Below are 26,210 nucleotides of genomic sequence, written 5' to 3'. Positions count from 1 at the left end.
GTCGCGATGTGCCTCGCATTTCGTTCTGCTACGATTGCCACGTTGGCATCAATACAGGAGGGCTCATGCCGGGCTTGGGAACAATCATCAACGTTGCGCTTTTAGTTGCGGGCGGTCTTTTGGGATTAGCGGGCGGCCGCTTCATTACACCGCGCATCCAAGACACGCTCATGAAAGCATCGGGGCTGTGCGTCCTGTTTATCGGCCTGGGCGGCACCATGCAAAAGATGCTCATCATCGATGGAAAGGCGCTAGCGACCACCGGTACCACCATGCTCATCGTCTCATTTGCGCTCGGCTCGCTCATCGGCGAGGCCGTCAACTTGGAAGCCGCCATCGAGAACCTTGGCGAATGGCTCAAGCGCAAGACTGGCAGTGAGGGCGATAACGAGTTCACCAACGCTTTTGTCTCGACTTCACTCACCGTGTGCATTGGCGCCATGGCCATTGTGGGATCGATCCAGGACGGTCTGCTCGGCGACTGGTCAACGCTTGCCCTCAAGGGCGCACTGGACTGCATCATCGTCTGCACCATGACGGCCTCGCTTGGCCGCGGCTGCATCTTCTCGGCCCTGCCCGTCGCCGTGTTCCAGGGGACGATCACGTTGTTTGCCGGCGCGCTCTCCCCCATCATGACCACAGCTGCCCTCAACAGCCTTTCGCTCGTAGGTTCCATGCTCATCTTCTGTGTCGGCGTCAACCTCATCCGTCCTCAGACCTTCCGCACGGCCAATATGCTTCCCTCCGTCGTCATCGCCGTCATCTACGCCCTCCTGTTCTAAATCTATCAATGCAGCGGCATCTCGAACATCTGTTTGATGCTGTGCTATGATATGAGGTCACCGTAGCTGTGTTCGAGAGGAGGAGCGGTGGCCGACCAGGACATCAAGATGCTCATCGAGCGCATCATGGCCGAGGCCCGGACCCATCAGTCCGCCCGCTTCTCAAACGAAACCTACGCAGACGAGCCGATTCTCAAAACCGGCCGACAGATGCAGAATTTCCTCCCCGACCAGTACCGTAAAATGCGCGAGATATCGCGCTGGCAGGATGACCCCAAGGGCGGTGCGGGCCGCTGGCTTTCGGAAGCCGAGCTTTTTTACCGCCAGGGCCTGCTGATGGCCGACTTTGAGGACGACTGTCCCTACAACGGCACCTTTAAGTCGTACTTTCCCACCTACAACGCCATGAGCGACCGGCAGCTGCGCGGCTACTTTACCTGGCGTGCCCAAGTGCGCCGCGGAACCGTCGAGGAAACGTCTACGTCCTTTGCCTTTCTGTATCTCTATGAGCTGATCTGCGGCATTGGCGTAGATGATCCACTCGATGGTTTTAACAAGATCAGGGCTTTTTGGGATGTCTATCGCGCCTTCGAGCCCGGCATCGACCGGTTTGCGCGCGTGTGGCTGCAAGATTACGCCGTGTTCCACGGGCTCGACCCCAAGCTGCTTCGCGACTCTAAAACCGTCATGTTCGATAACGCCCTTATCGAACTGCGGCGCGCGGCACGAGACCTTGTACCGGCACCGTCCGGCCAGACCCCTAAGCGTCGCAAAACCTCCGAGCCCACGCTCCCCCTTCCGCCCGATGAGGTGCGCGAGGAGCGACTCATGGCCGCCATCAACGCCCTCTCCACGTACAACCTAAGTAGCTCGCGGCTCGACCGCAGCCACCACCGCGATCTGCGCCACGTGGCGTGCGCCGTGTATGTCCGCATGGCGCGCTACTATGACACGCACCGAAAGACCGGCATCGTGGCAAGTTTATTTGGGGAGGAGACGGCAATGCCCTACACCATGTTTGCCTCGGCCGTATTCTTTGCGCCCGAGCGCCACGAGGACTGCGAATACCGTCTGGACCCCATCCATATCTACCGTTGCCAAAACGGCTTTTGGGAATGCATGCGTATCCACGGTAGTAGGCAAAAGAGCAGCAAGCTCGGTGAAATGATGCGCGCCTGCGACCAACGCCTGCGCCTGGCGCTGGACCCTGCCCATCCCCTTAAGGAAGAAAAGGTCCCCAAATATCTGGCCAAGATTATCGATGACGAGATTGTGGCATGGCTTTCGTGGGACGCCGCACACCAGCCCGTCAAGATCGATATCGATCTGAGTCAGCTGGGGCATATTCGGAGCGCCGCCGCACAAACGCGCGAGGCGCTTTTGATTGACGAGGAACGCGAGGACGGCTCGTCCGCAGAAGCCGAGGCAGCGGACTCAGGGCAACCGGAAGCCGAGCCCGTAGCCGACGCGATGGTCGAGGCGGTCGCGGCGGCTGCAGGGCAGGACGAGTCCGACGAGCCGACCATATCCACCGAACAGTTTGGTGTCGTGGCACCGCTTCTCGCGCCGACGCCCACGTTCGCAGCTGCTACGCCCGCTGACGCCACAAACGAACTCGCGCCCGCCGCAAACGCCTATCTCCGCGCTCTGCTCGAGCACAACGCAGTACAGGCGGAATCGGCGGTAGTGCAATCGGAGCAGAGCGAGGACATGCTCGTCGATACCATCAACGAGGCGCTCTTTGACCTGGTGGGCGACACCGTAATTGAATTTAGCGCAGCAGGGCCGCAGATTATCGAGGACTACGAAGCAGACGTGAGAGGATACCTAGACCATGAGTGATACCGCATCCGCAGCACCTCGCGTGCCCAAGCGCGTCGCTGCCGTCATTCTCAACTCGCTCAAGGGCGGCGTGGTCCCGCGCATCGGCCTTCCTTACATCACCGTAGGGCGCGAGGTCGAGATCCGCGCCCTGCTCACCGATCTGAGTCTCATCGCCGACGGTGGCGCGAGCTTCCGCTTTCTGGTCGGTCGTTACGGCGCCGGCAAGAGCTTTTTGCTCCAGACTATCCGCACGCACGCCATGGGCGAGGGGTTCGTCGTCGCTGATGCCGACCTGTCGCCCGAGCGCCGCCTGCAGGGCGGTCAGGGACAGGGCCTTGCCACCTACCGCGAGCTCATCCGCAATATATCGACCAAGACGCGCCCCGAGGGCGGTGCGCTCAACCTTATTCTGGATCGCTGGGTCGCCTCGTGTGCCGACGTCGACGAGTCGGTCGTCAATGCCCAACTGGCCCCGCTCGAGGAGATGGTCCACGGCTTCGACTTCACCCGCATGCTCCGCCGCTATCGCATGGCCGCATCCGGGGGCGACGAAGAGACCATGAGCCGCGTGACCAAATGGATTCGCGGCGAATACCGCACCAAGAGCGAGGCACGCGCCGAGCTGGGCTCCTCGACCATCATCAGCGATGACGACTGGTACGACTACGTTAAGCTCATTGCGCGCTTTTTGGTTTGCAGTGGCTACAAGGGCATGCTGGTGCTCATCGACGAGCTCGTGAATCTGTATAAGATTCCCAACGCCATCACGCGCCAATACAACTACGAGAAGATCCTGACTATGTACAACGACACGCTCCAGGGCAAGGCGCAGTACCTGGGCATGATCATGGGCGGCACGCCAACCTCCATCGAAGACCGCCGCCGCGGCGTGTTCTCCTACGAGGCCCTGCGCAGCCGACTCGCTCAGGGCCGCTTTGCGCGCGAAGACCTTAAGGACATGCTCGCGCCCATCATCCGCCTGCAGCCACTCACCTACGAGGAGCTACTGGTGCTCATCGAAAAACTCATGCAGATCCATGCCGGCTACTTTGGCTGGACGCCCACGCTTGCCGAAAACGACTTGGTGGACTTTCTCAAGATTGAGTTCGGCCGCGTGGGAACCGATACGCACTTGACGCCGCGTGAGGTTATCCGTGACTTTATCGAGCTGCTCGATATCCTGTGTCAGAACCCCGATGCAAATGTGGCCGAGCTGCTGCAAAGCGTCGGCGGCGACGCGCTGGCGCCGGCAGCCGCAACAGGCGACACCGGCACCGCAGGCGGCAACCGCAACTTCGCCGAGTTCACCATCTAACCTACCAAAAAGGGACAGGTTTATTTTGGCAGGTTTTATCTGGGCAAACGTTGAAGCAGTAATGCAGCAAGCCGTTGCCAGCCGCGTTGAGAGATTCGTTGTTGAAAGGAGGCCCCGTGAACGCCTTTGACCGCTACGCCCCGTTTATCCAAGACTTCATCTACTCCCACGATTGGGAGAGCCTACGCTCTATCCAGGTTGCAGCAGCTGATGCCATCTTTAACACGCAAGATAATGTGCTCCTGACGGCATCCACGGCTTCCGGCAAAACCGAGGCAGCCTTCTTTCCCATCCTGACCGAGTTTTGGGAGAACCCGCCCGCAAGCGTGGGCGCCCTCTACATTGGCCCCCTCAAGGCGCTCATCAACGACCAATTCGTCCGCCTCAACGACCTGTGCGAAGAAGCCGATATCCCCGTCTGGCACTGGCATGGCGATGTCTCGCAATCACACAAGGCCAAACTCATCAAAAAACCGAGCGGCATCCTACAGATTACGCCCGAGTCGCTCGAGGCGCTCCTGATCCATAAGCACATGGCGATCCCGCGCATGTTTTGCGACCTGCGCTATGTGGTTATCGACGAAGTCCATTCGCTCATGCGCGGCGACCGCGGCGGGCAGACGCTCTGTCTTATCGAGCGCCTCTCGCGCATGGCAGGCGTGCAGCCCCGCCGCATTGGCCTTTCGGCCACCATCGGCGACCCCGAGCGCACGGGCGCCTTTCTCTCGCAGGGAACGGGGCGCGACTGCGTTATCCCCCGCTTTGAGGAACCGCACCGCGTGTGGCGCATCTCCATGGAGCACTTCTACAACTCGGGCCCCCAGGCTCAGCAACGAGGATTCGTAGGCACAGGTCCACAAGAAGCCGAGGTGCTTGCTTGCGAGCGTATTGAGACGGCGGCGCCCGCGGCGCTGCCCGCATCCGGACAAGACATGTGCCACAGCGGACAGCTTACACAGGAAGAACACCGTCAACGTCGTGAGCAGGCGCGGGGCAAGGCCGCTCCCAAAGACCGTCGCACTTCCTCGGCCCCCGAGGGCGAAGTCGACATCCCACGAGCGACCGAGCAGGCGCTTCTCAACCCCACCGACACGGCGCCCGACAACGCCGACCCCGGCATGGGCTATATCTTTGAGCATACGCGCGGCCGCAAATGCCTGGTCTTTGCCAACTCGCGCGAGGAGGCAGAGGCCGTGTGCTCCATGCTGCGCAGCTACTGCGAGAGCCGGCACGAGCCCGACCGTTTTCTCATCCATCACGGCAATCTTTCGGCATCGCTACGCGAGACGGCCGAGGAGCTCATGCGCGACGAGGAGCAGACGCAGACAACCGTCACCACCTCTACGTTGGAGCTCGGTATCGATATCGGCCGCCTGGAGCGCGCCTTCCAGATTGACGCGCCGTTTACCGTTAGCTCCTTTTTGCAGCGCATGGGGCGCACGGGCCGTCGCGATCTTCCGCCCGAGATGTGGTTTGTCATGCGCGAGGAAGAGCCCGAGCCGCGCACGATGATGCCCGAAACCATTCCCTGGAAGCTCCTGCAGGGTATCGCGCTCGTACAACTCTATCGCGAGGAAAAGTGGGTCGAGCCACCCAAGCTCGATCGTCTCCCCTACAGCCTGCTCTATCACCAGACTATGTCGACCCTCACCAGCACCGGCGAGCTCACGCCGGCCGAACTTGCCCAGCGCGTGCTCACGCTCAGCTATTTCCACCGTGTCTCGGCAGACGATTACCGCGTGCTGCTACGTCACCTCATTAAGATCGACCATATCCAGGTCACCGAAGGTGGCGGGCTCATCGTGGGTCTCGCGGGCGAGCGCATCATCAACATCTTTAAGTTCTACGCCGTGTTCCAGGAAAACGAGGAGTTTACCGTCCGGAGCGAATCGGCCGAGCTGGGCACGATCGTTAATCCGCCCCCGCCCGGTGAGCGCATCGCCATCGCCGGACACTGTTGGATTGTCGAGGAAGTGGACTGGAAGCGCCACACTGTCTTTGCCACGCAGGTCAAGGGCCGGGTGCCGGCCTACTTTGGCGACTGCCCCGGCGACATTAACACGCATGTGCTCGAGCGCATGCGCAAGGCGCTCAACGAGCACGCGACATATCCGTACCTTATGGGTAACGCACGGGCCCGCTTGGCGCAGGCTCGTCATACCGCCGAGATTTCGGGGGCGGGAACCAAGCCGCTCATTAACCTGGGCGGCGATACCTGGGTGCTCTTCCCCTGGCTGGGCAGCTACGCCTTTTTGGCGCTCGAGCGCATGCTCAAGATTAAATGTGCCGCGGAGCTGGGCCTTCGCGGGCTCGATCCGTCACGCCCGTACTTTATGCAGTTTAAGATGAAGGCCGACGAGGAGACGTTCTTTGAGGTGCTCGCCGCCGAGGCCGAAAAGGACTTCGATCCCATCGAGCTCGTCTATCCTGGCGAGGTGCCTTACTTTGACCGCTACGACGAGTTTGTTCCCGAAGAGCTCGTGCGCAAGGGCTTTGCCGAAGGCGTGCTCGACATCGAGGGTATGAAGCAGCGCGTTCTCGGCTGGCGCGACCACGCCTAAGACCAGTCTTTTTTGGGACGGGGAGACTTACTTGTCGTGAAGGACGGTGCCGAGGAAGTCGGTGTCGAAGGGCACGGCTTCGGCAAAGGCGTAGTCGCCGTCGCTGGCGATGAGCAGGTAGTTCTCCTCGCCGCCGAACTCCGTATCGCCACAAGGCGCCACCCAAGCGCGGTTGAACACCTCAAGTGCCGTGGCAACGCAATCGCGCAGGAACGTCACATCGCTCCCCTCGTTTGCGCTCACGATATTGGCAACGTAGATGCCGCCGGCATTCAGGCTGCCCCGCACCAGGCGCAGCGCCTCAACGGTCGCCAGCTCGCGCACAGGCTCGGCACCGCCAAAGCAGTCGCTCACAACGACGTCGTAGCGACGATGGCCCACGCTCGTCACACCCAGATACGAGCGAGCCTCGGCGGTAATCACCCGCAGGCGATCGCCCACCGTGTGCTCCAGTTCATCCAGATAGAACCAACGGCGCGCCAAGCGCGTTATCTCTCCGTCATACTCGATGACGTCCATACGCAAGCCCTCATGCGACAACAGTGCAAACTTGGGATAGGAAAACCCACCGCCGCCGAGCATAAGCATGCGGTCGATGCCGTGACCATAAGCGTCGCGCATTGCATCCTCGGCCTCAAACACATCGTCAAATGCACGATAGTACGCAAAGGCCGGCTCCGCCCAACGATCGCCAACATAGCTCGCGCTTTGGTAGACGCCGCCCTGCACGAGCACACGGACCTCGTCACCGTCCTCATTGTGCATGCGCTTCACCCGCGCCAGCCCGTTGCGGGTCCTCGCGACCTGCAAACAGGCAGCGCGAACAGCGACGGCGGCCGCACCAAGCGCCGCGGCTCCCAGGGCAACGCCGGCAACGACGCCGGCAGAAACACTTGGCTTGTTCATCTAGAGCTCCTTCTGCAGATAGAGTCCATGGTCATAAAACCCAAGATGGCGATAGTACTCGCGCGTACCAATCGCGCTGATCACGTTGATGTGCGTATAACCGGCATCCCGAGCTATCTGGCACGCACGCTCCACGAGCAAACGTCCCAATCCATGGTGCTGCGCCGCCTGACCCTGGTCGCCCACGCGCGCCGCCATACCGTACACGTGCACCTCGCGAATCATCGCCTCGTCCGGCGTCGTCGGCAGCTCGTCCACATGCGCGGCAACAAAAGCGCGATCGGGCAGCGACAACCGCAAAAAGCCCGCGATCTTGCCCCGCGGCGTCACCCATTGCAAAAAGTGCTCGTAAGTCACCGGCGTCTCGTACGCCACTTCCTCATCAAGGGTCAACTCGTCCAGGTCGGCACCCGCCGTGCTGATCTCGCGATAGCGAATCTCACGCACCGTCGCACCGTCACCCCGAGCAGCCAGGCGGTTCTCGACGAGCTGACGTAGGTTGGGCTTCTTGTTGCCCACCATGATGTCGTCGGAGCTAAAGTCGCGAATCATACGGCTGATGCGGCAGAACGCCGGCGTCACCACGATGTCGTCGGCCAGCACATCGAGCAGCTCTTCCTCGGTATAGGGGCGCCACTCGCCACGCTCATAGCAGCCCACCAGACGCGAGCCCTCGATGAGCGCACACGGGTAAACCTTGACCTCGTCGGGCATAAAGGCCCCTTCGGTCATAAAGCGCTCGTAGTCGCGCTTGTCCCCCTCGGGCGTGGCGCCCAGCAAGTTGAGCATAAAATGCGCGTGGATCTTAAAGCCAAACAGGCGCGCAAGCGAAAACGCCCGCTCGATCTGCGCCACCGAAATGCGACGCTCGTTGATATCGAGCAAATGCTGGTCGAGGCTCTGGATACCCATCTGAATCTTGGTGCAGCCCAGACGGCGGATAAGCGTGAGGGCCTGCGGCGTTACGGCATCGGGGCGCGTCTCGATAACGAGTCCCACCACGCGATGCTTCGCCGTCTCGTTGATGCGCTGCTGACGCTCGAGCTCCTCCATCGTTGCCGTCTGCCACTCGGTGACCTCGCCCCACGGCGTACCGGGGCCGTACAGACGACGCACCGCGCGGTTATAGCCGCCCACGGCAACATCCACACGCTCCTGCTCGTCGGCAACGCCGGCAGCGAGCTTGGCCTCGTCTGTCGCAATGCCGGCAGCCCGATAGCGCTCGCGGCGCTCTGTTACCACCGGCGGCAGGGCATCGGCGGGAGCGTCATCGAGCAGGCGCCCCGCCTCGGCACGGCTGATGCCCGGACGCGCCAACATGGGGTTTGCCGCCACGCCCGCCACCGCATCATCATTGAGCGCACGGAAGAGCTCCGACATAAACCATGCCTGATACCCTTGCGAATAGTCGCTCCAGGTACCGCCGAGCACGATGAGCTCGATCTTGTCGGTCGCATGCCCCATCTGCGAAAGCGCCGTCAAACGGGCGCTCACCTGCAGATACGGATCGAAGCAGTTTTGCTCCGCACGGGCGCACGCCGGCTCGGCGTGCAGGTAGCTTTTGGGCATGCGCAGATCGTTGGGGCAAAACAGGCAATCGCCCGAGCATGGCCAGGGCTTGGTGATGACGGTAATGGTCGCCACGCCCGAGGCCGTTCGGCGCGGCTTCATACGCAGCACCTGCAGCAGTTGGCGTTCCAGATCGGCATCGACATTCCATCCAGCCCAACGAGCCGGCTCCTCGCGCTTCACCCGCTGGTAAAACGGCAGCAGGCGGCGCTTGGCCAAATCGCGTTTGTCGGCGCCCTCACGGCGCGCCTCGGCATGTATCAGCTTGACGAGTGCCTTGTCGTCCACGGTCTCGCCGCGACGCAGAGCCTCGAGTATGTTCAAAATAATCTGTTCCATGCCCCCATTGTAAAGGCAAAGGCGCCGGAGCCAGTCACGGCCCCGGCGCCTCCATCAAAGAGCATGCCTATATGCACCGATCTCCGAAAACCGCATGTCACACCGATTCGAACGACATGTCGCCCGAACCGACCTTAAAACGATACGTTGCAGACTTGTCACCGTTGTCGAATTCAGCATTCAATATGGTCTCGCCATCGTAGCCAAGCGGAAGGAAATCGCTCTCAAAGTCACCGCTGCCCACGGTGAGGCTCGCCTTAAAGCCCGTAGAGTTCGGAACCGATATCTCCACATCGCCCGAGCCCACGCTTACGTCCATCGACTTCGCGGGGGCCTGGTAGAGCTCGAACGCCACATCGCCCGAACCGACCTCGGCATCCAAGGTGTCGGTTACGGTGCCCGCAAACTCGATGTCTCCCGAGTCCAAAGTCAAGTTGAGGTCATGACACGCAATGTCCGTGACCGTCAGATCGCCCGATCCTACATTCGCTGTAATGCCCACCATGTTATCGGCAACTTCGCGCGGCAGTTCGACGGTAACCGTGCGGTCAATGGCGCGCTCGTCATCGCAATCGAACTGGCGAATCTTGAGCGCAGAACCCTTAACCTCGGCCAGATTCTGAGTGGCAGCATCGTAGGTAGCTACCCCCTTTGCAACACGACCGCTCTCGATGACACGCACCTGCCCGCCGGAAACGCACTTGATCTCAACCTCACCCGATGTCACATCCAGGTCAAGGGACTGGAATGAGTCGGCATCAAACGTTTCGCTCGAAAGCTGCCGAGACTGAGCGGAATAGTTACCGCCATCCAAAGAATCGTCCCCGTCAACCACATCGTCCATACCGGACAAACCGGATGCAATATCGCCGAGATCCCACGGGCCATCAAAATGAAACAATATCCGCGAAGTGCCAAAGATAAGCCCGATGATGAGCACGAACGCTCCGATACCGACGCCCAGGCGGACCTTGGACTCATGCGAGAGCTTCATCATTCATCACCTTCTTTGGCGCTCGGCTCAGCGGCGGTCGAGGAAGCCACGTCAGTATCAACCGCAGCGGAAACATCCTGAGCCTTAGCCGCCTCCGGCGCCGGACCAACCTGAATATCCCCGCGTGCCCAATCGCCATCGAGCGCACGCGCCACCCAGTGATAGATGGGGATTGTAAAGAAGATCAGCGCGGCAAAGGAGCCACCAAACAGGAACATCAGCAAAAAGAACAGCAGCCAGCACACGGCCCAATACGGAAACGACTGGAACGGACCTTTCACCGGAGTCGAGCCAGCTGCGCCGCCACTCGTCACCTGCGCCGTAGCGGCATTGGCGGCCTGCGCGCTCCAGCTTGCCGCTTGCGCCGCCTTGGCGGCGGCATCACTCGCCTGTGTTGCCGCCTCGGTAGCACGTGCCGCTGCCTCATGGGTACGGGCGCGCTCCGCTGCCTCGGCCTCGCGCTGACGGGCGCGGTCCTCGTTCTCAAACTCGATATCGTCCTCGATCTCATCGCTCGGATTAAGGAGCTCATCCAAACTCACGCCATAGAGTTTTGCGAGCGAGATCAGGTTCTCGGTATCGGGCGAGCTCTCCGCACGCTCCCATTTACTGACCGCCTGGCGCGACAGCCCCAGCTTTCGCGCCAGCCCTTCTTGGCTAAAACCCTTGCTGCGACGAAGGTCGGCGAGCCGCTGCGCAGTTTCTACATTCATGGTTCCTCCTATGCGATGCCAGCCGTGCCGCCGGACCGTTTTTGTTCTTAAGGCGCCTTGCACAGTTAAAAATCTATCCGCCACCGCCAAAAGCATGCCACCTATTCTAGTGAGATTTTTGACAACCGGCGGTTGCGGGCATATATGAGCTGCGGAAATGTGTCCAAACAAAGCAATGACCCGCAGCTCGGTTGTCCCCGTTGCGGCGTTAACGGTAGTATGGTCGTACTGTTTATTCCGCACCGCCAACGGAGGGAGTTCCGCGCCGTGAACCGCGATTTCGCCTCATCGCTCATTCAGCTCAACAATACGTTCTATCGCGAGCACTCCGCCTCCTTCTCCGATACGCGCCAGGCACCGTGGCCCGGCTGGGTACGCACCATGGACATAGCGCTCGAGCAGCTCGACGTCGCCACGATCGAGCATCCCGTCCGCGTCTTCGATCTTGCCTGCGGCAACATGCGATTCGAGAACTTTGCCGCCGGCGGCGCACTTTCCGCCAAGGGCGTCGACGGCGCAAACCCCTCGGCAGACGCCAGTTGCCCGTTTGAGTTCTATGGTGTTGACTCGTGTCAGGATTTGGCTATCGATGCGCACGGTCACGCCCTGCGCATTCCCAACCTGCACTTCCAGGAACTCGACGTACTCGATGCCCTCATGAAGCTCAACCCCGCCGAGACACCCGACGTGCTTTTCGACGCCCCGCTCGCCGACATCTCGGTCTGCTTTGGCTTTATGCACCACGTGCCGTCGTGCGAGTACCGCGTACGCGTGCTCGACGCCCTGGTGCGCCAGACGCGCCCAGGCGGCATCATCGCCATCAGCTTTTGGGAGTTTATGAACGACGAGCGCATGGCGCGCAAGGCCGTTCGCGCCGAAGCCCGCGCCGAGCTCACCCCGCCGTTTGAAAGTTACGATTCCGCGCAGTTTGAAGCCGGCGACCACCTCATTGGCTGGCAAAACGACCGCCACGCCTACCGCTATTGCCATCACTTTGACGATCAGCAGATCACCGACCTGGTGCGCGGCGTGCGCACATTCTACAAGAGCGGCGAGGTCCCCGTGCGCGAGCTTGAGCGCTTCCATGCCGACGGTCGCAGCGGCGAGCTCAACCGTTACGTGATTCTCAAGCGCCTGTAGGCATCGGCGACTTGCCGCCGAGCCGCACCGCAACTTTCGGGCAAGCTATGCCCCACCCTTTTCAACCCATTGATGGAACGTGCTGCCATGCGTTCCACACTCATGATCAAGGAGCCTCATGGGAGCCGTCCACGTTCGCACGCCTAAGAACTTTGTGCTCGAGGAGCGCCTGGAGCGCTACGCCGATGCGATTGAGACGAACCCCGAGGCCTATGCCGGAGATTGGCGCGAGGCTTGCGCGCCAGTTGGCAGCAAGCCCTTCGAACACCTTCACCTGGATCTTGGCTGTGGCAAGGGAACGTACCTTGTAGAGCGCGCGGCCCACGAGCCAAACACCCTCTTTATCGGTATGGACCAGGAGCCCATCTGCATCGCCTATGCCGCACAGAAAATCTGCGAGCAGGAGCTGTCCAACGCACTCGTCCTGCCCCGAGGCGCCGCATCGCTGCCGCAGCTGTTTGCCGCAGGCGAGCTCGATGCCATTACCATTAACTTTCCCACGCCGCAGCCCAAGGCCAAGTACGCCAAAAAACGACTCGTCCATGTCGACCATCTGATGCTCTACCGCCCGCTCTTTTCAGCCGGCGCCACCGTCACACTGCGAACCGACAGTAAGCCATTGCGCGACTACGCCCTGGGGCAGTTTGCCGCGGCCGGCTACGACACGCTTTGGGTAAGCGACGACGTCCGCCGCGACCATCCCGAGCATCCCGAGACCGAGTACGAATGCCGCACGCGCGAGATGGGTGCCGTCGTCTATGGCATTTGCGCCACACCCGGCGCGCAGCCCAGCAATGAACAGCTCGCGGCGGGCCGCGCGCAGGAGCAAAGCCTTGCCTGCTACCTGCCCGAAAACCTCGATGAGCTCACCTATGTACCTCTGGGCATGGAAGAGGCCGTCGAGAACTTTAGAAACCGCGCCCGCAAAGGCAAGAAGCGCCTGCCGCAAGAGTCCTAGGGGCTTCTGATGGTCGCGGCGTCGGCAAACAAGCGCAAATTGGCGCCAGCGAACGGCCCTCAAACCTAAGTGAGTAGACTTTTTTGCAATAGCCAGGCACAGCCCGCATAGCGAAACATAAAACCGCAGGTAGAACCCTTGCGCAAAAGTCATGTGCTCGCAATATCGCAAAAAGTCTACTCACTTGGCTAGCGACTACACTAAACGGCTGGGCAGAACGCCCATTTCCTGCATTTTCTTGCCTGCGAACGCATCGATGCGACGCTACGCCATAATAGTTGGCGGACAATCGCGAGAGAAAGCAAACACATGGCACAGACCACGACAGATATCGCCGCCAGCACCGTCCCCGGTGCCGGAGCCGCCAGTTCATTCTCGGGCGGCACGGGAACCGAAGCCGAATTCGGCTCACTCGGTGCGCTCTCCCCCACCTGGTGGGAGCCCGAGGACGGCAGCGAGCCCGAACCGTGGCTCACGCCCGACCAGGCCTTCGAGCGCTTCTTTGAATGGACGAGCGATCGCGGTATTGAGCTGTGGGACCACCAGGAAGAGGCCCTCATGGATCTAGCCGCCGGCGATCACGTCATTCTGGGCACGCCGACCGGATCGGGCAAGTCGCTTGTCGCGCTGGGCATGCTCTTTATGGGCATGGCACAGGGCAAACGCTGCTATTACACGGCCCCCATCAAGGCTCTGGTCAGCGAGAAGTTTTTCGACCTTGTGCAGGTGCTCGGCCGCGATAACGTCGGTATGATCACCGGCGACACGCATATCAACACCAAGGCGCCCGTCATCTGCTGTACGGCAGAAATCCTCGCCAACGACGCACTACGCGAGGGCGAAGATGCCGATGTTGGCTGCGTCGCCATGGACGAGTTCCACTACTTTGCCGACCCCGATCGCGGTTGGGCCTGGCAGGTGCCGCTGCTCACCCTGCCTCACACGCAATTCATGCTCATGAGCGCCACGCTCGGCGATGTCACTGCCATCGCCGCCTCACTCGAGGAGCACACCGGCGCTGCTTGCGACTTGGTCGTCGACGCCCCGCGTCCTGTTCCGCTGAGTTACGACTATGTGACGACCTCCCTCGAGGGCACGGTCGAGCTCGCCATGCGCCGCGACGAGGCCCCACTCTATATCGTGCACTTTAGCCAGGATGCCGCACTTGCGACGGCACAGTCGCTCGCCAATTTTGGCATTGCCAACAAGGAGCAGCGCGAGGCCATCAAGGAGGCGGCCAAGGGCACGAGCTTCTCGACGGCCTTCGGCAAAATCCTCAAGCGCTTGCTCGGATGCGGCGTCGGCGTGCACCATGCTGGCATGTTGCCGCGCTACCGCCTGCTGGTCGAGCGCTTGGCGCAGCAGGGCCTGCTACCCGTCATCTGCGGCACCGATACGCTCGGCGTCGGTATCAACGTGCCCATCCACACCGTGGTGCTCACCGCGCTCACCAAGTTCGATGGCTATAAGATGCGTCGTCTGCGCGCCCGCGAGTTCCATCAGATTGCCGGTCGTGCCGGCCGCTCGGGCTTCGATACCGAGGGCATGGTCATCGCCGAGGCACCCGAGCACGAGATCGAGAATGCCAAGCTTATGGCCAAGGCGGGCGACGACCCCAAAAAGCTCCGCAAGATTAAAAAAAAGAAGGCCCCCGAGGGCTTTGTCACCTGGAACAAGCAGACGTTCGAGCGCCTGATCGAGACGCAGCCCGAGACACTCAAGCCGCGCCTGCGCATCACGCACTCCATGGTGATTAGCGTGGTCGAGCAGGGTGGCGATGCCCGAGCCCGCGTACACGACCTCATCGAGACGAGCCTGCAGACCCCCGAGGAAAAGGCTAAGCTCGAGATTCGTGCCGACGAGATCTTCGCCACGCTCATCGATTCCGGCGTCGTCGTGCGCACCGAGGTGCCGCCCGCACCCGACGCTCCGGCTGACGCCGCGCCGGACATCGACTACGCACTGACGGTCGACCTGCCCGAGGACTTTGCGCTCGACCAGCCGCTCTCGCCGTTTTTGCTTGCCGCGTTGGAGCTGCTCGATCCCGAGAGCGAGACCTATACCATGGACCTGATCTCGATGGTCGAGGCAACGCTCGAGGATCCCAAGCAGGTGCTGCGCGCTCAGGAGCGCGCAGCGCGCGACCGCGCGATGGCCGAAATGAAGGCTGACGGCGTCGAATATGAGGAACGCCTGGAGCGCATCCAGGATGTCACCTACGAAAAACCGCTCGAGGACTTGCTCGACGCCGCCTTCGACAAGTACTGCCAGGAAGTGCCCTGGGCAAACGACTACCAGCTCTCTCCCAAAAGCGTCCTGCGCGATATGCTGGAAAGCGCGAGCGATTTTAAGGGTTACATTCAAAAGCTCGGCATCGCCCGTTCCGAGGGCATTTTGCTGCGTTACCTGGCAGAGGCCTACCGTTCGCTCGACCGCACCGTGCCCATCGAGAAGCGCGACGAGCGTCTGCGCGACATTATCTCGTGGCTCGGCTTTGTGGTGCGCTCGGTGGACTCGAGCCTGGTGGACGAGTGGGAGAACGCCGGCAACCCGGCAGCCCTCGATGCTGCGCCGCCGCAGGGCATCGACGAGGTCGTGGCGGACCGCCGCGGCTGCACGCTGTTGGTGCGCAACGCGCTCTTCCGCCGCGTGACCCTTGCCGCCCGCGAGCACGTTCGCGACCTGGGCGAGCTCGACGACGACTGGGGCATGAGCGAGATCCGCTGGCAAAAAGCACTCGACGCTTACCACGAGCAGCACGAGGAAATCCTCACCGACGGAGATGCCCGCAGCGCCGCGATGTTTTCCATCGACGAGTCCGACGAGAAGACCGCGCACGTATGGCACGTGCACCAGATCTTTGCTGACGAGGATGGCGACCACGATTTTGGCATCATGGGCGATGTCGATCTGGACGCCACGCAAGACGGCGGCGAGGTAATCTTCAAGAACTACCGTGTCGGCTTTATCGAGGACCTGCTCGAGGACTAGCCGGGCGCAATGGGACGAAACAAAGCGGGGTCGCTGGCAACATCGCCAGCGGCCCCGCTTTTTGCGCGATACGCTATCCCCTACTCGGCATCCTCGACCTCATACGAATCCGCCTCGGCTGGCTCATCGTTCGTCTCTGTCGCGGCCCCGCGCGCCTCGTCAAACGCTGCTTTCATGGTCTTGTTGCCCCACGTGAGCTTGCGAATGGTAAGATCGTCGGCTTTCTTGTTGGCAAGGCGCAGATTGTTCTCGGAGGACAGCAACGCCTCCTTGGTTTTCTGCAGATGGCTAATCGTCTTGTCGATCTCATCGATTGCCGTTTGGAACTTGCGGCTCGCGATCTCGTAGTTGCGGCCGAAATCGTTCTTGAACTTCTCCATCTTGGCTTCGAAGTTCGTGACATCGATATTCTGCTGCTTGTACTCCGCCAGCTCCTGCTTATAGCGAAGCGAACCCATGGCGGCATTGCGTAGCAGCGTAATGATGGGAATGAAGAACTGCGGGCGGATCACATACATCTTCTCGTAGCGATAGCTCACGTCCACGATTCCCGCGTTGTAAAGCTCGCTCTCGGGCTCGAGCAGCGTGCAGAGCACCGCGTACTCACAGCCTTTCTGGCGACGATCGTGATCGAGTTTCTTAAAGAAGTCCTCGTTTTTATGCTTGGTCGCGGTCTCGTCGTTCTCGTTTTTCATCTCGAACATAATCGAAATGACCTCGTTGCCGCTCGCGTCGCGCTCACGGAAAATGAAGTCTCCCTTGGTGCCCTCGGATGCATCGTTATCTTTCTCGAAGTACGCATTGGGAAACGCCGTCATGCGCAGACGGTTAAACTCGGTCTCGCAGTGCTGCTCGAGCGACTCGCCCACCATCTTGGTGGACAGGCGAACCTTCATGTCCTTAAGGCGCTCAATCTCTTCATCCTTGTAGCGAATCAGGTCATCGCTCGCGCGCTTGGCCTGCGCAAGCTCGAGCTCGTGTGCCGCCTTGGCTTGCTCCTCGCGAGAATCGCGCACCGCCAGCTCGCTCGTCAGTTTGGCACGTGCCTCATCGCGCTCTCGCTCCGCCGCGGCGACCGCCTCTGACAGGTTCATTTTTGCCATCAGTTCCTGCTCGCGCAGCTGGGCACGCAGGCCCTCGGCCTCTTGCTCGGACTGAGCCTTTGCGGCGGAAAACTTCTCTTGCACCTTCGCGCGATAGTCAGTAAGCGCGCGCTCGGCCTCGCTGCGAGCGGCATCGAGCTCACGCTGCGACTCTGCCGCGGCAGCGGCAAGCGCCATCTCCTGGGCCTTGTCCGCCGCGGCGATCCTGGCCTGCAGCTCGGCAATCTGAGCGTCGCGCGCGGACAGGTCGTTTTGAGCAGCATTGCGTGCCGCCGCCTCGGCAAGCCTGGCTTCATCATCTTTGCGCTCCAACTGCGCACGTAAATTGTCGATCTCGCGCTGAAGCTCGGCATTCTCCTTTTGAGCATCGGAACGAGCCTCAACCGCCGCGCGCTGACTTGCACTCTCGCGCTCTGCGGCAGCGCCTTCGAGCTTGGCGCGCAGCTCGGCAAGCTCAGCGTCGCGCTTGGCAACCTCTTGTGCCAGCTGCTGAGCTGCAGCGTTCTTCTGCTCGACAAGCTGAGCGTCGCGCTGAGACTCTGCCTTTTGCAAAGCAGCCGTCGAGCGCGAGCGCTCAAGCTCCAGTGCCTGCTCGCCCTCGCGCTGGACCGCCTTCACGCGCTCATCCAGGTCGCGCGAGAACTCGGCATCGCGCACCTGCTTGACGATATCCGCATAGCCGGACGCATCGACCTTAAAAACTTCGCCACAATGCGGGCACTTGATCTCGTTCATAGCAGCTCCTCGATGGACGCAAATTTCAACCGCCTACACTCTACCGCGCCGCACGGACAAAAAAGGCGCCGCTGCCATAATGGCAACGGCGCCAGAACCACCACAAAGGCGACTGTCCCCTTTGTGGTGACTTGGGTCCTTACAGGTCGCGGTAGTCGATCAGGCGAAGATCGGATTGAGACTCGAGCCAAGCGCGAAGCTCGGGGTCGATCAGTGCATCGACTTCCTTGGTACGATCGGTCGTGAGCGAGCTGTTCTCCAGGATAAAACGATCGAGATAACCCGGATGGCACACAAAGACGACTGTCTCGCCGTCCACCATCCCGCGAACCGTCTGCATGATTGCCTCTTTGGGCTCGTAGCCCGGCTCCATCGAGCGCATCACCATGCGCAGATCAGTATCTCCGCAATGCACCACAGCCGCGGGGTCGAAGCTCGCCTTTTGCTCCTTAAGGCCCAGCTCCTGAGCAACCGCCGAGATCGCTCGGTTAAGGTTTTTGCTCATGACGGCATGGGCCTCAAAGTAATCGGGCTCGCGGCCCACGATCTCGACAAAGCGGTCATGCTGCGCGCGGATCTCGATGCAGGCCTCGTCGAAGTCTATCAACTCCTCGCCGCGCTTAAAATGATCGCGGAAGGTACGGCTGCTATGGAACTCATCATTCTCGTTGAGCATGCTCGGAATGAGCGCCGGGTCGGCACACGGCTTGCCCAGGCACACGTTGGTATGCTGACCCACCGCAATGCCGGCATCCGCCACGAGCGACCAGCCACGCTCGGCCTCGGGCATATTGGGCATAAGTCCCGCCGAGCGCACCAGGCCCTCATTGATACTGCGGGCAATCCCCAGGTTAACGGCATACGAATAACCGATATCATCGGCACGAATGAGCAATTGCTTCATATTGACCCCCATCTACGGAAAGGGACACTTGAAGCGCAGCCAAGTGCCCCAGATAATTGTCCTACCGAACGGATGCTTTAGGCTTTGGCGGCAGCAGCGTCTTCGTCGAGCTGCTCCTTGGTAAAGCCAAAGAAGTAGGCGATGGCAGCGGCGGCAACAAATGCAGTGCCCGATGCAACGCAGCCCCATACGAGATTAGCAGTTCCGCCTGCAACATAACCTGTAATACCAAGGATATTAGTTGCGCCCAAAACATACGTGGTCACATTAGTGAGAGCCGCGATCAGGCCGCCGATAGCGCCGCCCGCGACCATGGCACCCAGGCAGCGAGTATACTTAAAGCCGCAGCCATACAGCGCGGGCTCCGTCACGCCACCGACAATGCCGGAGAGCGAGAAACCAAGCATAGCGCCCTTTTCGTCGACCTCCTTAAGGCGCAGGAAGGCACCGAAGGCCATGCCCCACGTGGCGAACTGAGCGATAGCACCCGCGACCATAACGCAGGAGTCAGACCCTGAGGTGAGCACCTGCACAATGCCGAGGGCAATCAGAACCTGGTGCATACCGGTCATAACCAGGAACTCCCAAAGCGCGGCAATGGCGACGAGGGAGAGGATTGTGACGATGCCGCCAGCGTTTCCGAGGCCGAACATAAAGTTGCCGACCAGGTCGCCCAGAATGGAACCAATCGGAGCTAGGGCGCACAGGGAAACGGGGGTCATCACAGCCATGGTGCACACGGGCACAAACACCGTGGAGAGCATGTCGGGGATGATCTTCTTCATGAACTTCTCGACGACCATCAGCACCGGCATAGACAGCAGCATGGGGAGCACGGTCGCAGAATAGTTGTTCAGCTGAGCCGGGAGCACGCCGTAAACCATCGTGGTCGTAGCACCAGAATCCGCAGCGGCGTTGACCAACGTCATGAACTCGGGGGCAATGAGCACGCCGCCGAGCATCATGCCGAGCGGCTGGCTGCAGCCGAGCTGCTTTGCGGCAGCCCAACCCAGATAGACAGGGAGGAAATAATAGCCGGCGTTGTAAATCCAGTTGTAGAAGAAGTTGTAGATGTCAGAATCGGCAGACCAGATACCGAGCATGCCGTCGCCGCAAAGTACGGCAAGTGTGCGGAACATGGCGGCGCCCATGATAATGGGGATCGTCATGCACATTGTCTTGGACAGGTAGTTAAGGGCCTTCTTGCCCGCAGTCTTGACCGTCAGTGGCTCCTTGGTGCCGTCATCGAGGTTCTCGTCAATGGAGCCTTCGCCCTTGACGCCCAGCGCAATGGCGGCGTCATAGACCTTCGGCACGTTCTGGCCAATGATGACCTGATACTGGCCGCCAGACCACTGTGCGCCCAGCACACCCTTGATCTTCTTAACTTCATTATCATTGGGAATGGACTGATCTTTGAGGTTCAGACGCAAGCGGGTCATGCAGTGCGTCGCGTTCGTCACATTGGAGGCGCCGCCGACGGCAGCGAGCACGTCCTCGGCAATCTTCTTGTTATCGACAGCCATGTCGAATCCCTTCTCTTCCAACTAAAGGCCGTGGGACTTCACGGCACCAAGACGCACGATTCCGCTCGCGCCTGCGCAGCGCGCGATACCAGTTGGCAAGAGATTGATTTGCATGTGATTCCCGGGTGGATCGACATGAAAAAAGCCCCGCGCACAACCGACAGAGACCCAATTATGGTCTTGGCAGAATCGGTAGTGCCTCTCGGAGCTGCGCCGTGAGTAACACCCAACACACGGCGAGTATATGCGGCAGATGCGTTCGTTGCGGCTCAGATTACCGACGAACGGTAGCAAACGACCCGCGAACGGTCGCCATGACGGAAAGGAAATACCAGAGAGCCTATTTATCCGAGTGGACAGAAGCCACGCGATTCACATGCATGATCAGATAGACGAGCTCCTCTTGGGCCAATGGCTCGCCAAAGGTCTCTTGAATCAGATCGTCGACACGGTGAGCGCAACGCGATGCCGCCGGATACTGCTCCACGAGCACGTCGTAAAGACCGGAGTTCTCGGTATCGATCGGCTCTTTCTTTGCCACGCGGTCGAGCAGATAGCGCACATGAGTGGCAAAGCGGGCAAAGGCGAACGACGAGCGATCGACCGTCACACCCAACTCTTCTTGAATAATCGCGACCGTCATATCGAGCAGTCGCTCCTCGTGCTGCTCGGCAAGCACGCGCCGCTCGCTCGGCTTAACCGATGCGTTGACAATCGACATGGCAATGCCCGCGGCCTCGCTTCGGGGCATACGCACACGGAAGCTTTTCTGGATGCCGCGAACAGCCAGCTCGCCCAAGCGGTATTCGATGGGATGCAGCTGCTCCAGATCGCGCTCGAGCGGCAACGACACCACCATGTGTTCGCGGGCGCGCTTAATGGCAAACTGGATATGGTCCGCCAGTGTAATGGGGAGGTTAGGGCTCAATTCGTACGAAAGCTGTCCGGTTGCGATATCAGCCAGCTGAGCAGAAAACTCCAGCACCTCGGGGTCGACCTCATCAATAAACGCCAGGTACTTTGAATCAATGCCGTAAAAGGTACGCGTGATGACATCCAGGTCGACCTCATGCGGCATATCGCCAAAGCCGATACCGCGACCCAGCGCGATAAGCTGACGCCCCGCGCCGTCTTCGCAGATGGCAGCGTTATGGTTAATGCGCTGGATAGCCCTCATGGATTCATCGCTCCTACTGAAACGCGCCGCACAGACCATCCGCGCGGCGCGTTCATTCTACCTGCACTTACAGCTACAGTCCAAAGAAGCCTAGGATTTGGTCACGGCTTACGGGCTTGTAGTTGTTGGCATCGAGGCCAACGTCGTAGCGCAGAACCGGGCGCTCGCGATCGCGGTTGCGCGCGTTGGTGCGGTCTCCCCTGCTGTGGATATGCCCGTGCAACATGATGGCGCCACGCGCCTTGCCATTCCAGCTGAGCATGGGGTAATGGCTCATCACCAGGCGATGGCCCTTCGCGTAACCAGGTGCGACCTCCAGATAATCGCGCACGTCTTCCCAAATCTGTGGTACGTCGGGATCTTCCCAGTCACCGTCATGGTTGCCACGGATGAGCGTCACGTTCTGGCATTCGATACGCTCGCGCAGGCGCACCGCCTCCGCCAGGGGCAAACGATAGGTAAAGTCACCCAGAATATAGAGGCGGTCGTCCGCCGACACGCACTCATTGATGGCAGCGATGACCTTGCGGTTCATCTCCTCGACCGAATCAAACGGTCGATCCATATCGTGCAGAATATTCGTATCGCCCAGGTGCAGGTCGGCGGTAAACCACATCATCGTCTATGCCCTCATTTCACAACGTGTTCAACTCGTGCTAAGTATACAGACGCTTTGGCGCAGCGGTTAGCCAAAGAGCCCGCCGAACAGACCGCGGCGGCGCTTGTCCTTTTTATTCGAACCTTTGCCCCGGGCGTTCTTATCCTTTTGATTTTTACGGTCCCGCTCCAACTCATCGTCATCGAGCAGCATATCCCACTCAAACGGATCATCCGTCAAATCGAACAGATCGTCGTCATCAAACATGGCTGCCTTCCTTGCAGACTAGCGAGCATCCACCACACAGTTGAGAAGTCTACAGACCCGTGCGGATACAAATTCATCCTGTCTGCGCCTTTCAATCGTTTGCCGCAACGCTTGCGCGACGGAACGCTTGCAGATAAGATAGGAACACGGATGGCACCCGTGGCAGCGGGTCTTGCCAACTCCGATACACGTTTTCATCGTGAGAAGTGGCCGTCTTCGCTTACGCGGGGGCGGCCACTTTTTATCCCTATGCCATCTGTTTCTAATGCACGAACATGCGCACGAACTTGTGCTTCCAGCTTACGTAGGGCGCATACCGAAACGGCACGTCCAGCCACGTTGCCTTGTTCACGATGCTCTTCTTGTGGCTAAACGTATCGAAGCTCTCGCGGCCATGGTATTGCCCCATGCCGCTCGCGCCCATGCCGCCAAAGCCCATATGGCTCGTGGCCAAATGCATGATGGTGTCGTTAACGCAGCCACCGCCAAAGGGCACGTAGCGCACAAAACGCTGCTGAACCGCACGGTCCTGGCTAAAGATATACAGGGCCAGCGGCGTCGGACGATCCGTAATAAACGTCTCAGCCTCGTCTAGGCTCTCAAACGTCAGCACCGGCAAAATGGGGCCGAAAATCTCCTCCTGCATCACGGCGTCATCGGGGGTCACGCCGTCCAAAATCGTCGGCTCAATCTTGAGCGACGACTCGCGCGCGGTACCTCCAAGCACGACCTTATCGGAATCGATCAGCCCGCGTACGCGCGCGAAATGCTTGGCGTTGACAATATGACCGTAATTCTCATTGTCGAGCGGATGCTCGCCAAACATGCGGCGGGCCTCCTCCTTGATGAGGTCCAGCAGCTCGTCGTGCACGCGCGCATCGACCAGCAGGTAGTCGGGCGCCACGCAGGTCTGCCCCACGTTGAGCCATTTACCAAAGGCGATACGGCGTGCCGCGACCTTCAAGTTAGCCGTCGCATCCACGATGCAGGGACTCTTTCCGCCCAGCTCAAGCGTCACGGGTGTGAGGTTTTTACTTGCACGCTCCATGACGAGCTTGCCGACCGGAACGCTACCGGTAAAGAAGATCTTGTCCCAGCACTCATCGAGCAACGCTTCGTTTTCGGCACGCCCGCCTTCGACGACCGTCACCAAGCGCGGATCAAATGCCTCTTCACAGATTTGCTTGAGCACCGCGCTCGATGCCGGAGCATAGGCGCTCGGCTTGATGACCACGGTATTGCCCGCGGCAAGGGCGCCGGCGAGTGGCTCGAGCGTCAGTAAAAACGGGTAGTTCCACGGAGCCATGATGAGTGTGACGCCATAGGGCACGGACTGCGTCTTGCACACACTCACGGCGTTGGCGAGGTCACACGGACGCAGGCGCGAGCGACTCCATCGAGCCACATGCGCAATCTGATAACGAATCTCGGAAAGCGAGGTGCCGATCTCGCACATATACGCCTCGTCATGCGACTTTCCCAAATCGGTCTTGAGCGCATGGGCAATATCGGCCTCGTGGGCCCGCACCGCATCGCGTAAACTCACGAGCGCACGACGTCGAGCATCGACATCAAACGTGGCGTGCGTCTTAAAATAGGCGCGCTGATCGGCAACGATGCGCGCGATTTCCTCGGTGTTCATGGGCCCTCCTAGTTCTCGTCTTCAAACATACCACCCGCAACGACCTCGTACATATGCTCGAGCTCCAAACGGTCCATTAAAAGCGGAACGGGGTACAGGGGATTGGCCTCGGCATCGGCATGCGCCGCCATCTCAGGAATGTCGGAGCGGCGAATGCCCGTCACATATTTGGGTATGCCCAAGGCGGCGTTCATGCGGTCGACCCAATCGATAAAGGCCTCAGCAGCCACGTTGTCCAGCGCATTAGCCGGCGCAATGCCGGCCATGCGGGCGAGATCGGCGAGCTTGGGAGCAGCAGCTTCGCCATAGGCGCGAAGCATGTGCGGCAGGATGATGGCGTTGGCCAAGCCGTGGGGAATCCCGTAACGCCCGCCCAGGCTGTGCGCGATGGCATGGACGTATCCAACATAAGAGCGCGTAAAGGCAACGCCCGCTTTATACGCCGCCGAAAGCATATTGCGGCGCGCACGCATGTTGCCACCGCACTCATAGGCCTCGAGCAAATTGTCGTGGATGAGCTGCACCGCCTGGCGCGCCATCTTGCGCGTATAGGGCGTGGTGCTGCGCCCGATAAAGGCCTCGACGGCATGTGTCAGGGCGTCCATGCCCGTTTGCCCCGTAATGGAGGCGGGCAGGCCGCGCGTAAACTCGGGGTCGTGCACCGCAAAGCGCGGGATCAGCACAAAGTCGTTAATGGGATACTTGTAGTGCGTCTCGTCGTCGGTAATTACCGCTGCAAGCGTGACCTCGCTTCCCGTGCCCGCCGTGGTGGGAACGGCGATGAGCAGCGGCAGGCGACGATGGATACGCAACAGGCCGCGCATCTTGTTGATGGGCTTCTTTGGCTGCGCGATGCGCGCGCCCACGCCCTTGGCGCAGTCCATGGCCGAACCGCCGCCAAAGCCGATAATGGCCTGGCAGGCGCTCTCTCGATACAGAGATGCCGCTTCCTCCACGTTTGAGACCGTGGGGTTCGCACATGTTTCGGCATAGACCGCAGCGCTAATTCCCTTGGACGCGAGCGCTGTCTCGAGCGGTGCCGTGAGCCCCAGACGGGCAATGCCGGGATCTGTCACGATAAGAACATGGTGTATTGAACGCTTTTGAAGCACTGCGGGCACTTCCTCAGCGTGCTCTAAAATGCGTGGCTCGGTATAGGGCAGCACCGGCAATGCGATGCGAAAAACCGTTTGATACGTTCGGCACCAGGCGCGGCGGGCTAGATGCATAAAGGAAGCTCCTTCATTTGTTGATTGGTCAACATTTGCTCGACCGATTGTACTCATCGGAGGTCGCACGAGGTCTAGCAATCGTTAATCAATCAACATCTACACATGCTTAAATTGTTTTATTAAAAATCATTCCTAATAGGCTTCACATTCGGTCTCATTTATGGATAATAGAACTCGTCAAGACGCACGTCCGGAGAGGGCCCTTACGGGACCGGACGAGCGCACCATCGCCATCGATCGAAAGGATCGAATCATGAAGTTTGTTTGCCCCGTTTGCGGTTATGTGGAAGAGTTCGACGGCGACCAGCTGCCCGAGGATTTCAAGTGCCCCCAGTGCGGCGTTCCCGGCTCTCGCTTCCTGAAGCAGGAGGAGGGCCAGCTCGAGTGGGCTGCCGAGCACGTCGTGGGCGTCGCCAAGATGGAGGGCGTCTCCGAGGACATCGTTGCCGATCTGCGCGCCAACTTTGAGGGCGAGTGCTCCGAGGTCGGTATGTACCTGGCCATGGCTCGCGTTGCTCATCGCGAGGGTTATCCCGAGATCGGCCTGTACTGGGAGAAGGCTGCCCACGAGGAGGCCGAGCATGCCGCCAAGTTCGCCGAGCTCCTGGGCGAGGTCGTGACCGATTCCACCAAGAAGAACCTCGAGATGCGCGTTGAGGCCGAGAATGGCGCCACCGCCGGCAAGACCGATCTTGCCAAGCGCGCCAAGGCCGCTGGCCTCGATGCCATCCACGACACCGTGCACGAGATGGCTCGCGACGAGGCCCGCCACGGCAAGGCTTTCGCTGGCCTGCTCAAGCGCTACTTTGGCTAAGCCAACTGCCTGAGACATAACCTCTAGCTCGAAGAAGGCCCGGACTGAACTGCGTCCCAAATCTTGGACGCCCTAAATAGCGACTAGGCCGCGAGGGCCTGATTCCGGAACTCCTCCGGG

The 26,210-nt window shown here is 60.3% G+C and carries 20 protein-coding genes; 8 read left to right on the top strand and 12 right to left on the bottom strand.

Translation table 11 applies throughout. The features are described 5' to 3' along the window. The first annotated feature begins 65 nt into the window (after positions 1-65). The 4 genes from PMW67_RS06845 (at position 66) to PMW67_RS06830 (ending at position 6,482) form a co-directional block, all read left to right on the top strand. The gene (locus PMW67_RS06845) at positions 66-782 is read left to right on the top strand and encodes a DUF554 domain-containing protein (RefSeq protein WP_197032801.1); all 717 of its coding nucleotides are present in this window, start codon (positions 66-68) and stop codon (positions 780-782) included. 87 nt (positions 783-869) lie between these two features. Further along, positions 870-2,624 carry a TerB N-terminal domain-containing protein gene (locus PMW67_RS06840; protein WP_231500792.1) on the top strand — a complete coding sequence of 585 codons (1,755 nt, stop codon included), beginning with the start codon at positions 870-872 and terminating at the stop codon, positions 2,622-2,624. Beyond that, the gene (locus PMW67_RS06835; RefSeq protein WP_124786404.1) at positions 2,617-3,921 is read left to right on the top strand and encodes an ATP-binding protein; all 1,305 of its coding nucleotides are present in this window, start codon (positions 2,617-2,619) and stop codon (positions 3,919-3,921) included. The genes PMW67_RS06840 and PMW67_RS06835 overlap by 8 nt, the downstream gene beginning before the upstream one ends. Before the next feature lie 116 nt (positions 3,922-4,037). Then, the gene (locus PMW67_RS06830) at positions 4,038-6,482 is read left to right on the top strand and encodes a DEAD/DEAH box helicase (protein WP_271739247.1); all 2,445 of its coding nucleotides are present in this window, start codon (positions 4,038-4,040) and stop codon (positions 6,480-6,482) included. A 27-nt stretch (positions 6,483-6,509) separates the two neighbouring features. Here the strand turns inward: PMW67_RS06830 and PMW67_RS06825 are convergent, their stop codons facing one another. The 4 genes from PMW67_RS06825 to PMW67_RS06810 all read right to left on the bottom strand — a co-directional run bounded on the left by PMW67_RS06825 (position 6,510) and on the right by PMW67_RS06810 (position 11,003). Then, positions 6,510-7,388, bottom strand: a complete 879-nt coding sequence (locus PMW67_RS06825; protein WP_271739245.1) for a spermidine synthase — start codon at positions 7,386-7,388, stop codon at positions 6,510-6,512. Then, positions 7,389-9,296 carry an elongator complex protein 3 gene (locus tag PMW67_RS06820; protein ID WP_117840168.1) on the bottom strand — a complete coding sequence of 636 codons (1,908 nt, stop codon included), beginning with the start codon at positions 9,294-9,296 and terminating at the stop codon, positions 7,389-7,391. It lies immediately after the preceding gene. A 97-nt stretch (positions 9,297-9,393) separates the two neighbouring features. Further along, positions 9,394-10,293 (bottom strand): DUF4097 family beta strand repeat-containing protein, encoded by a 900-nt coding sequence (locus PMW67_RS06815; protein ID WP_117647470.1) that lies wholly within the window; start codon positions 10,291-10,293, stop codon positions 9,394-9,396. After that, the gene (locus tag PMW67_RS06810) at positions 10,290-11,003 is read right to left on the bottom strand and encodes a helix-turn-helix domain-containing protein (RefSeq protein WP_117640543.1); all 714 of its coding nucleotides are present in this window, start codon (positions 11,001-11,003) and stop codon (positions 10,290-10,292) included. The genes PMW67_RS06815 and PMW67_RS06810 overlap by 4 nt, the downstream gene beginning before the upstream one ends. A 267-nt stretch (positions 11,004-11,270) precedes the next feature. On the opposite strand from PMW67_RS06810, the gene PMW67_RS06805 reads away from it, so the two are divergent. The 3 genes from PMW67_RS06805 (at position 11,271) to PMW67_RS06795 (ending at position 16,092) form a co-directional block, all read left to right on the top strand. Further along, a complete protein-coding gene (locus tag PMW67_RS06805; protein WP_117563514.1) occupies positions 11,271-12,143 on the top strand; it encodes a methyltransferase domain-containing protein in 873 nt (290 codons plus the stop codon). Positions 12,144-12,261: 118 nt separating this feature from the next. Beyond that, positions 12,262-13,101: a tRNA (guanine(46)-N(7))-methyltransferase TrmB gene (gene trmB, locus PMW67_RS06800; protein WP_117647468.1), complete on the top strand. Its 840-nt coding sequence runs from the start codon at positions 12,262-12,264 to the stop codon at positions 13,099-13,101. Between the two features lie 309 nt (positions 13,102-13,410). Next, positions 13,411-16,092 carry a DEAD/DEAH box helicase gene (locus tag PMW67_RS06795; RefSeq protein ID WP_271739240.1) on the top strand — a complete coding sequence of 894 codons (2,682 nt, stop codon included), beginning with the start codon at positions 13,411-13,413 and terminating at the stop codon, positions 16,090-16,092. A gap of 80 nt (positions 16,093-16,172) precedes the next feature. Here PMW67_RS06795 and PMW67_RS06790 read toward each other — a convergent pair whose 3' ends face one another. From PMW67_RS06790 to PMW67_RS06755, 8 genes are all read right to left on the bottom strand, one after another. Then, complete coding sequence (locus tag PMW67_RS06790) at positions 16,173-17,930, bottom strand: DUF2130 domain-containing protein (RefSeq protein ID WP_117563516.1); 1,758 nt, start codon at positions 17,928-17,930, stop codon at positions 16,173-16,175. Positions 17,931-18,069: 139 nt separating this feature from the next. After that, entirely contained in the window at positions 18,070-18,834 is a 765-nt protein-coding gene (locus PMW67_RS06785; RefSeq protein WP_117563517.1) for a ChbG/HpnK family deacetylase, read from the bottom strand. 77 nt (positions 18,835-18,911) lie between these two features. Continuing rightward, positions 18,912-20,360, bottom strand: a complete 1,449-nt coding sequence (locus PMW67_RS06780; RefSeq protein WP_117563518.1) for a PTS transporter subunit EIIC — start codon at positions 20,358-20,360, stop codon at positions 18,912-18,914. A gap of 340 nt (positions 20,361-20,700) precedes the next feature. Next, positions 20,701-21,537: a PRD domain-containing protein gene (locus tag PMW67_RS06775; protein WP_158548887.1), complete on the bottom strand. Its 837-nt coding sequence runs from the start codon at positions 21,535-21,537 to the stop codon at positions 20,701-20,703. 73 nt (positions 21,538-21,610) lie between these two features. After that, entirely contained in the window at positions 21,611-22,156 is a 546-nt protein-coding gene (locus tag PMW67_RS06770) for a metallophosphoesterase (protein ID WP_271739238.1), read from the bottom strand. 66 nt (positions 22,157-22,222) lie between these two features. Continuing rightward, complete coding sequence (locus PMW67_RS06765; RefSeq protein ID WP_271739237.1) at positions 22,223-22,402, bottom strand: hypothetical protein; 180 nt, start codon at positions 22,400-22,402, stop codon at positions 22,223-22,225. A gap of 262 nt (positions 22,403-22,664) precedes the next feature. Next, entirely contained in the window at positions 22,665-24,044 is a 1,380-nt protein-coding gene (locus tag PMW67_RS06760) for an aldehyde dehydrogenase (protein ID WP_271739236.1), read from the bottom strand. 8 nt (positions 24,045-24,052) lie between these two features. Continuing rightward, positions 24,053-25,273: an iron-containing alcohol dehydrogenase gene (locus PMW67_RS06755; RefSeq protein ID WP_117563523.1), complete on the bottom strand. Its 1,221-nt coding sequence runs from the start codon at positions 25,271-25,273 to the stop codon at positions 24,053-24,055. Between the two features lie 256 nt (positions 25,274-25,529). Between PMW67_RS06755 and PMW67_RS06750 the strand changes: the two genes are divergently transcribed. Further along, positions 25,530-26,090, top strand: coding sequence for a ferritin family protein (locus PMW67_RS06750; protein WP_022094328.1), 561 nt, complete (start codon positions 25,530-25,532; stop codon positions 26,088-26,090). Positions 26,091-26,210: the final 120 nt, after the last annotated feature.

This window comes from Collinsella aerofaciens, from assembly GCF_028209395.1.
In the GTDB taxonomy this organism is placed as follows: Bacteria; Actinomycetota; Coriobacteriia; order Coriobacteriales; family Coriobacteriaceae; genus Collinsella; species Collinsella aerofaciens_AZ.
Note: the sequence above shows the minus strand (reverse complement) of the source record. Positions and strands in the feature narration are given on the sequence as shown.

What these genes read in the sequence shown, in the direction of transcription:
- PMW67_RS06845 (WP_197032801.1), top strand. Translation starts at nt 66, where the DNA reads ATGCCGGGCTTGGGAACAATCATCAACGTTGCGCTTTTAGTTGCGGGC.
- PMW67_RS06835 (WP_124786404.1), top strand. Translation starts at nt 2,617, where the DNA reads ATGAGTGATACCGCATCCGCAGCACCTCGCGTGCCCAAGCGCGTCGCT.
- PMW67_RS06825 (WP_271739245.1), bottom strand. Translation starts at nt 7,388, where the DNA reads ATGAACAAGCCAAGTGTTTCTGCCGGCGTCGTTGCCGGCGTTGCCCTG.
- PMW67_RS06820 (WP_117840168.1), bottom strand. Translation starts at nt 9,296, where the DNA reads ATGGAACAGATTATTTTGAACATACTCGAGGCTCTGCGTCGCGGCGAG.
- PMW67_RS06815 (WP_117647470.1), bottom strand. Translation starts at nt 10,293, where the DNA reads ATGATGAAGCTCTCGCATGAGTCCAAGGTCCGCCTGGGCGTCGGTATC.
- PMW67_RS06810 (WP_117640543.1), bottom strand. Translation starts at nt 11,003, where the DNA reads ATGAATGTAGAAACTGCGCAGCGGCTCGCCGACCTTCGTCGCAGCAAG.
- trmB (WP_117647468.1), top strand. Translation starts at nt 12,262, where the DNA reads ATGGGAGCCGTCCACGTTCGCACGCCTAAGAACTTTGTGCTCGAGGAG.
- PMW67_RS06795 (WP_271739240.1), top strand. Translation starts at nt 13,411, where the DNA reads ATGGCACAGACCACGACAGATATCGCCGCCAGCACCGTCCCCGGTGCC.
- PMW67_RS06790 (WP_117563516.1), bottom strand. Translation starts at nt 17,930, where the DNA reads ATGAACGAGATCAAGTGCCCGCATTGTGGCGAAGTTTTTAAGGTCGAT.
- PMW67_RS06785 (WP_117563517.1), bottom strand. Translation starts at nt 18,834, where the DNA reads ATGAAGCAATTGCTCATTCGTGCCGATGATATCGGTTATTCGTATGCC.
- PMW67_RS06780 (WP_117563518.1), bottom strand. Translation starts at nt 20,360, where the DNA reads ATGGCTGTCGATAACAAGAAGATTGCCGAGGACGTGCTCGCTGCCGTC.
- PMW67_RS06775 (WP_158548887.1), bottom strand. Translation starts at nt 21,537, where the DNA reads ATGAGGGCTATCCAGCGCATTAACCATAACGCTGCCATCTGCGAAGAC.
- PMW67_RS06770 (WP_271739238.1), bottom strand. Translation starts at nt 22,156, where the DNA reads ATGATGTGGTTTACCGCCGACCTGCACCTGGGCGATACGAATATTCTG.
- PMW67_RS06765 (WP_271739237.1), bottom strand. Translation starts at nt 22,402, where the DNA reads ATGTTTGATGACGACGATCTGTTCGATTTGACGGATGATCCGTTTGAG.
- PMW67_RS06760 (WP_271739236.1), bottom strand. Translation starts at nt 24,044, where the DNA reads ATGAACACCGAGGAAATCGCGCGCATCGTTGCCGATCAGCGCGCCTAT.
- PMW67_RS06755 (WP_117563523.1), bottom strand. Translation starts at nt 25,273, where the DNA reads ATGCATCTAGCCCGCCGCGCCTGGTGCCGAACGTATCAAACGGTTTTT.
- PMW67_RS06750 (WP_022094328.1), top strand. Translation starts at nt 25,530, where the DNA reads ATGAAGTTTGTTTGCCCCGTTTGCGGTTATGTGGAAGAGTTCGACGGC.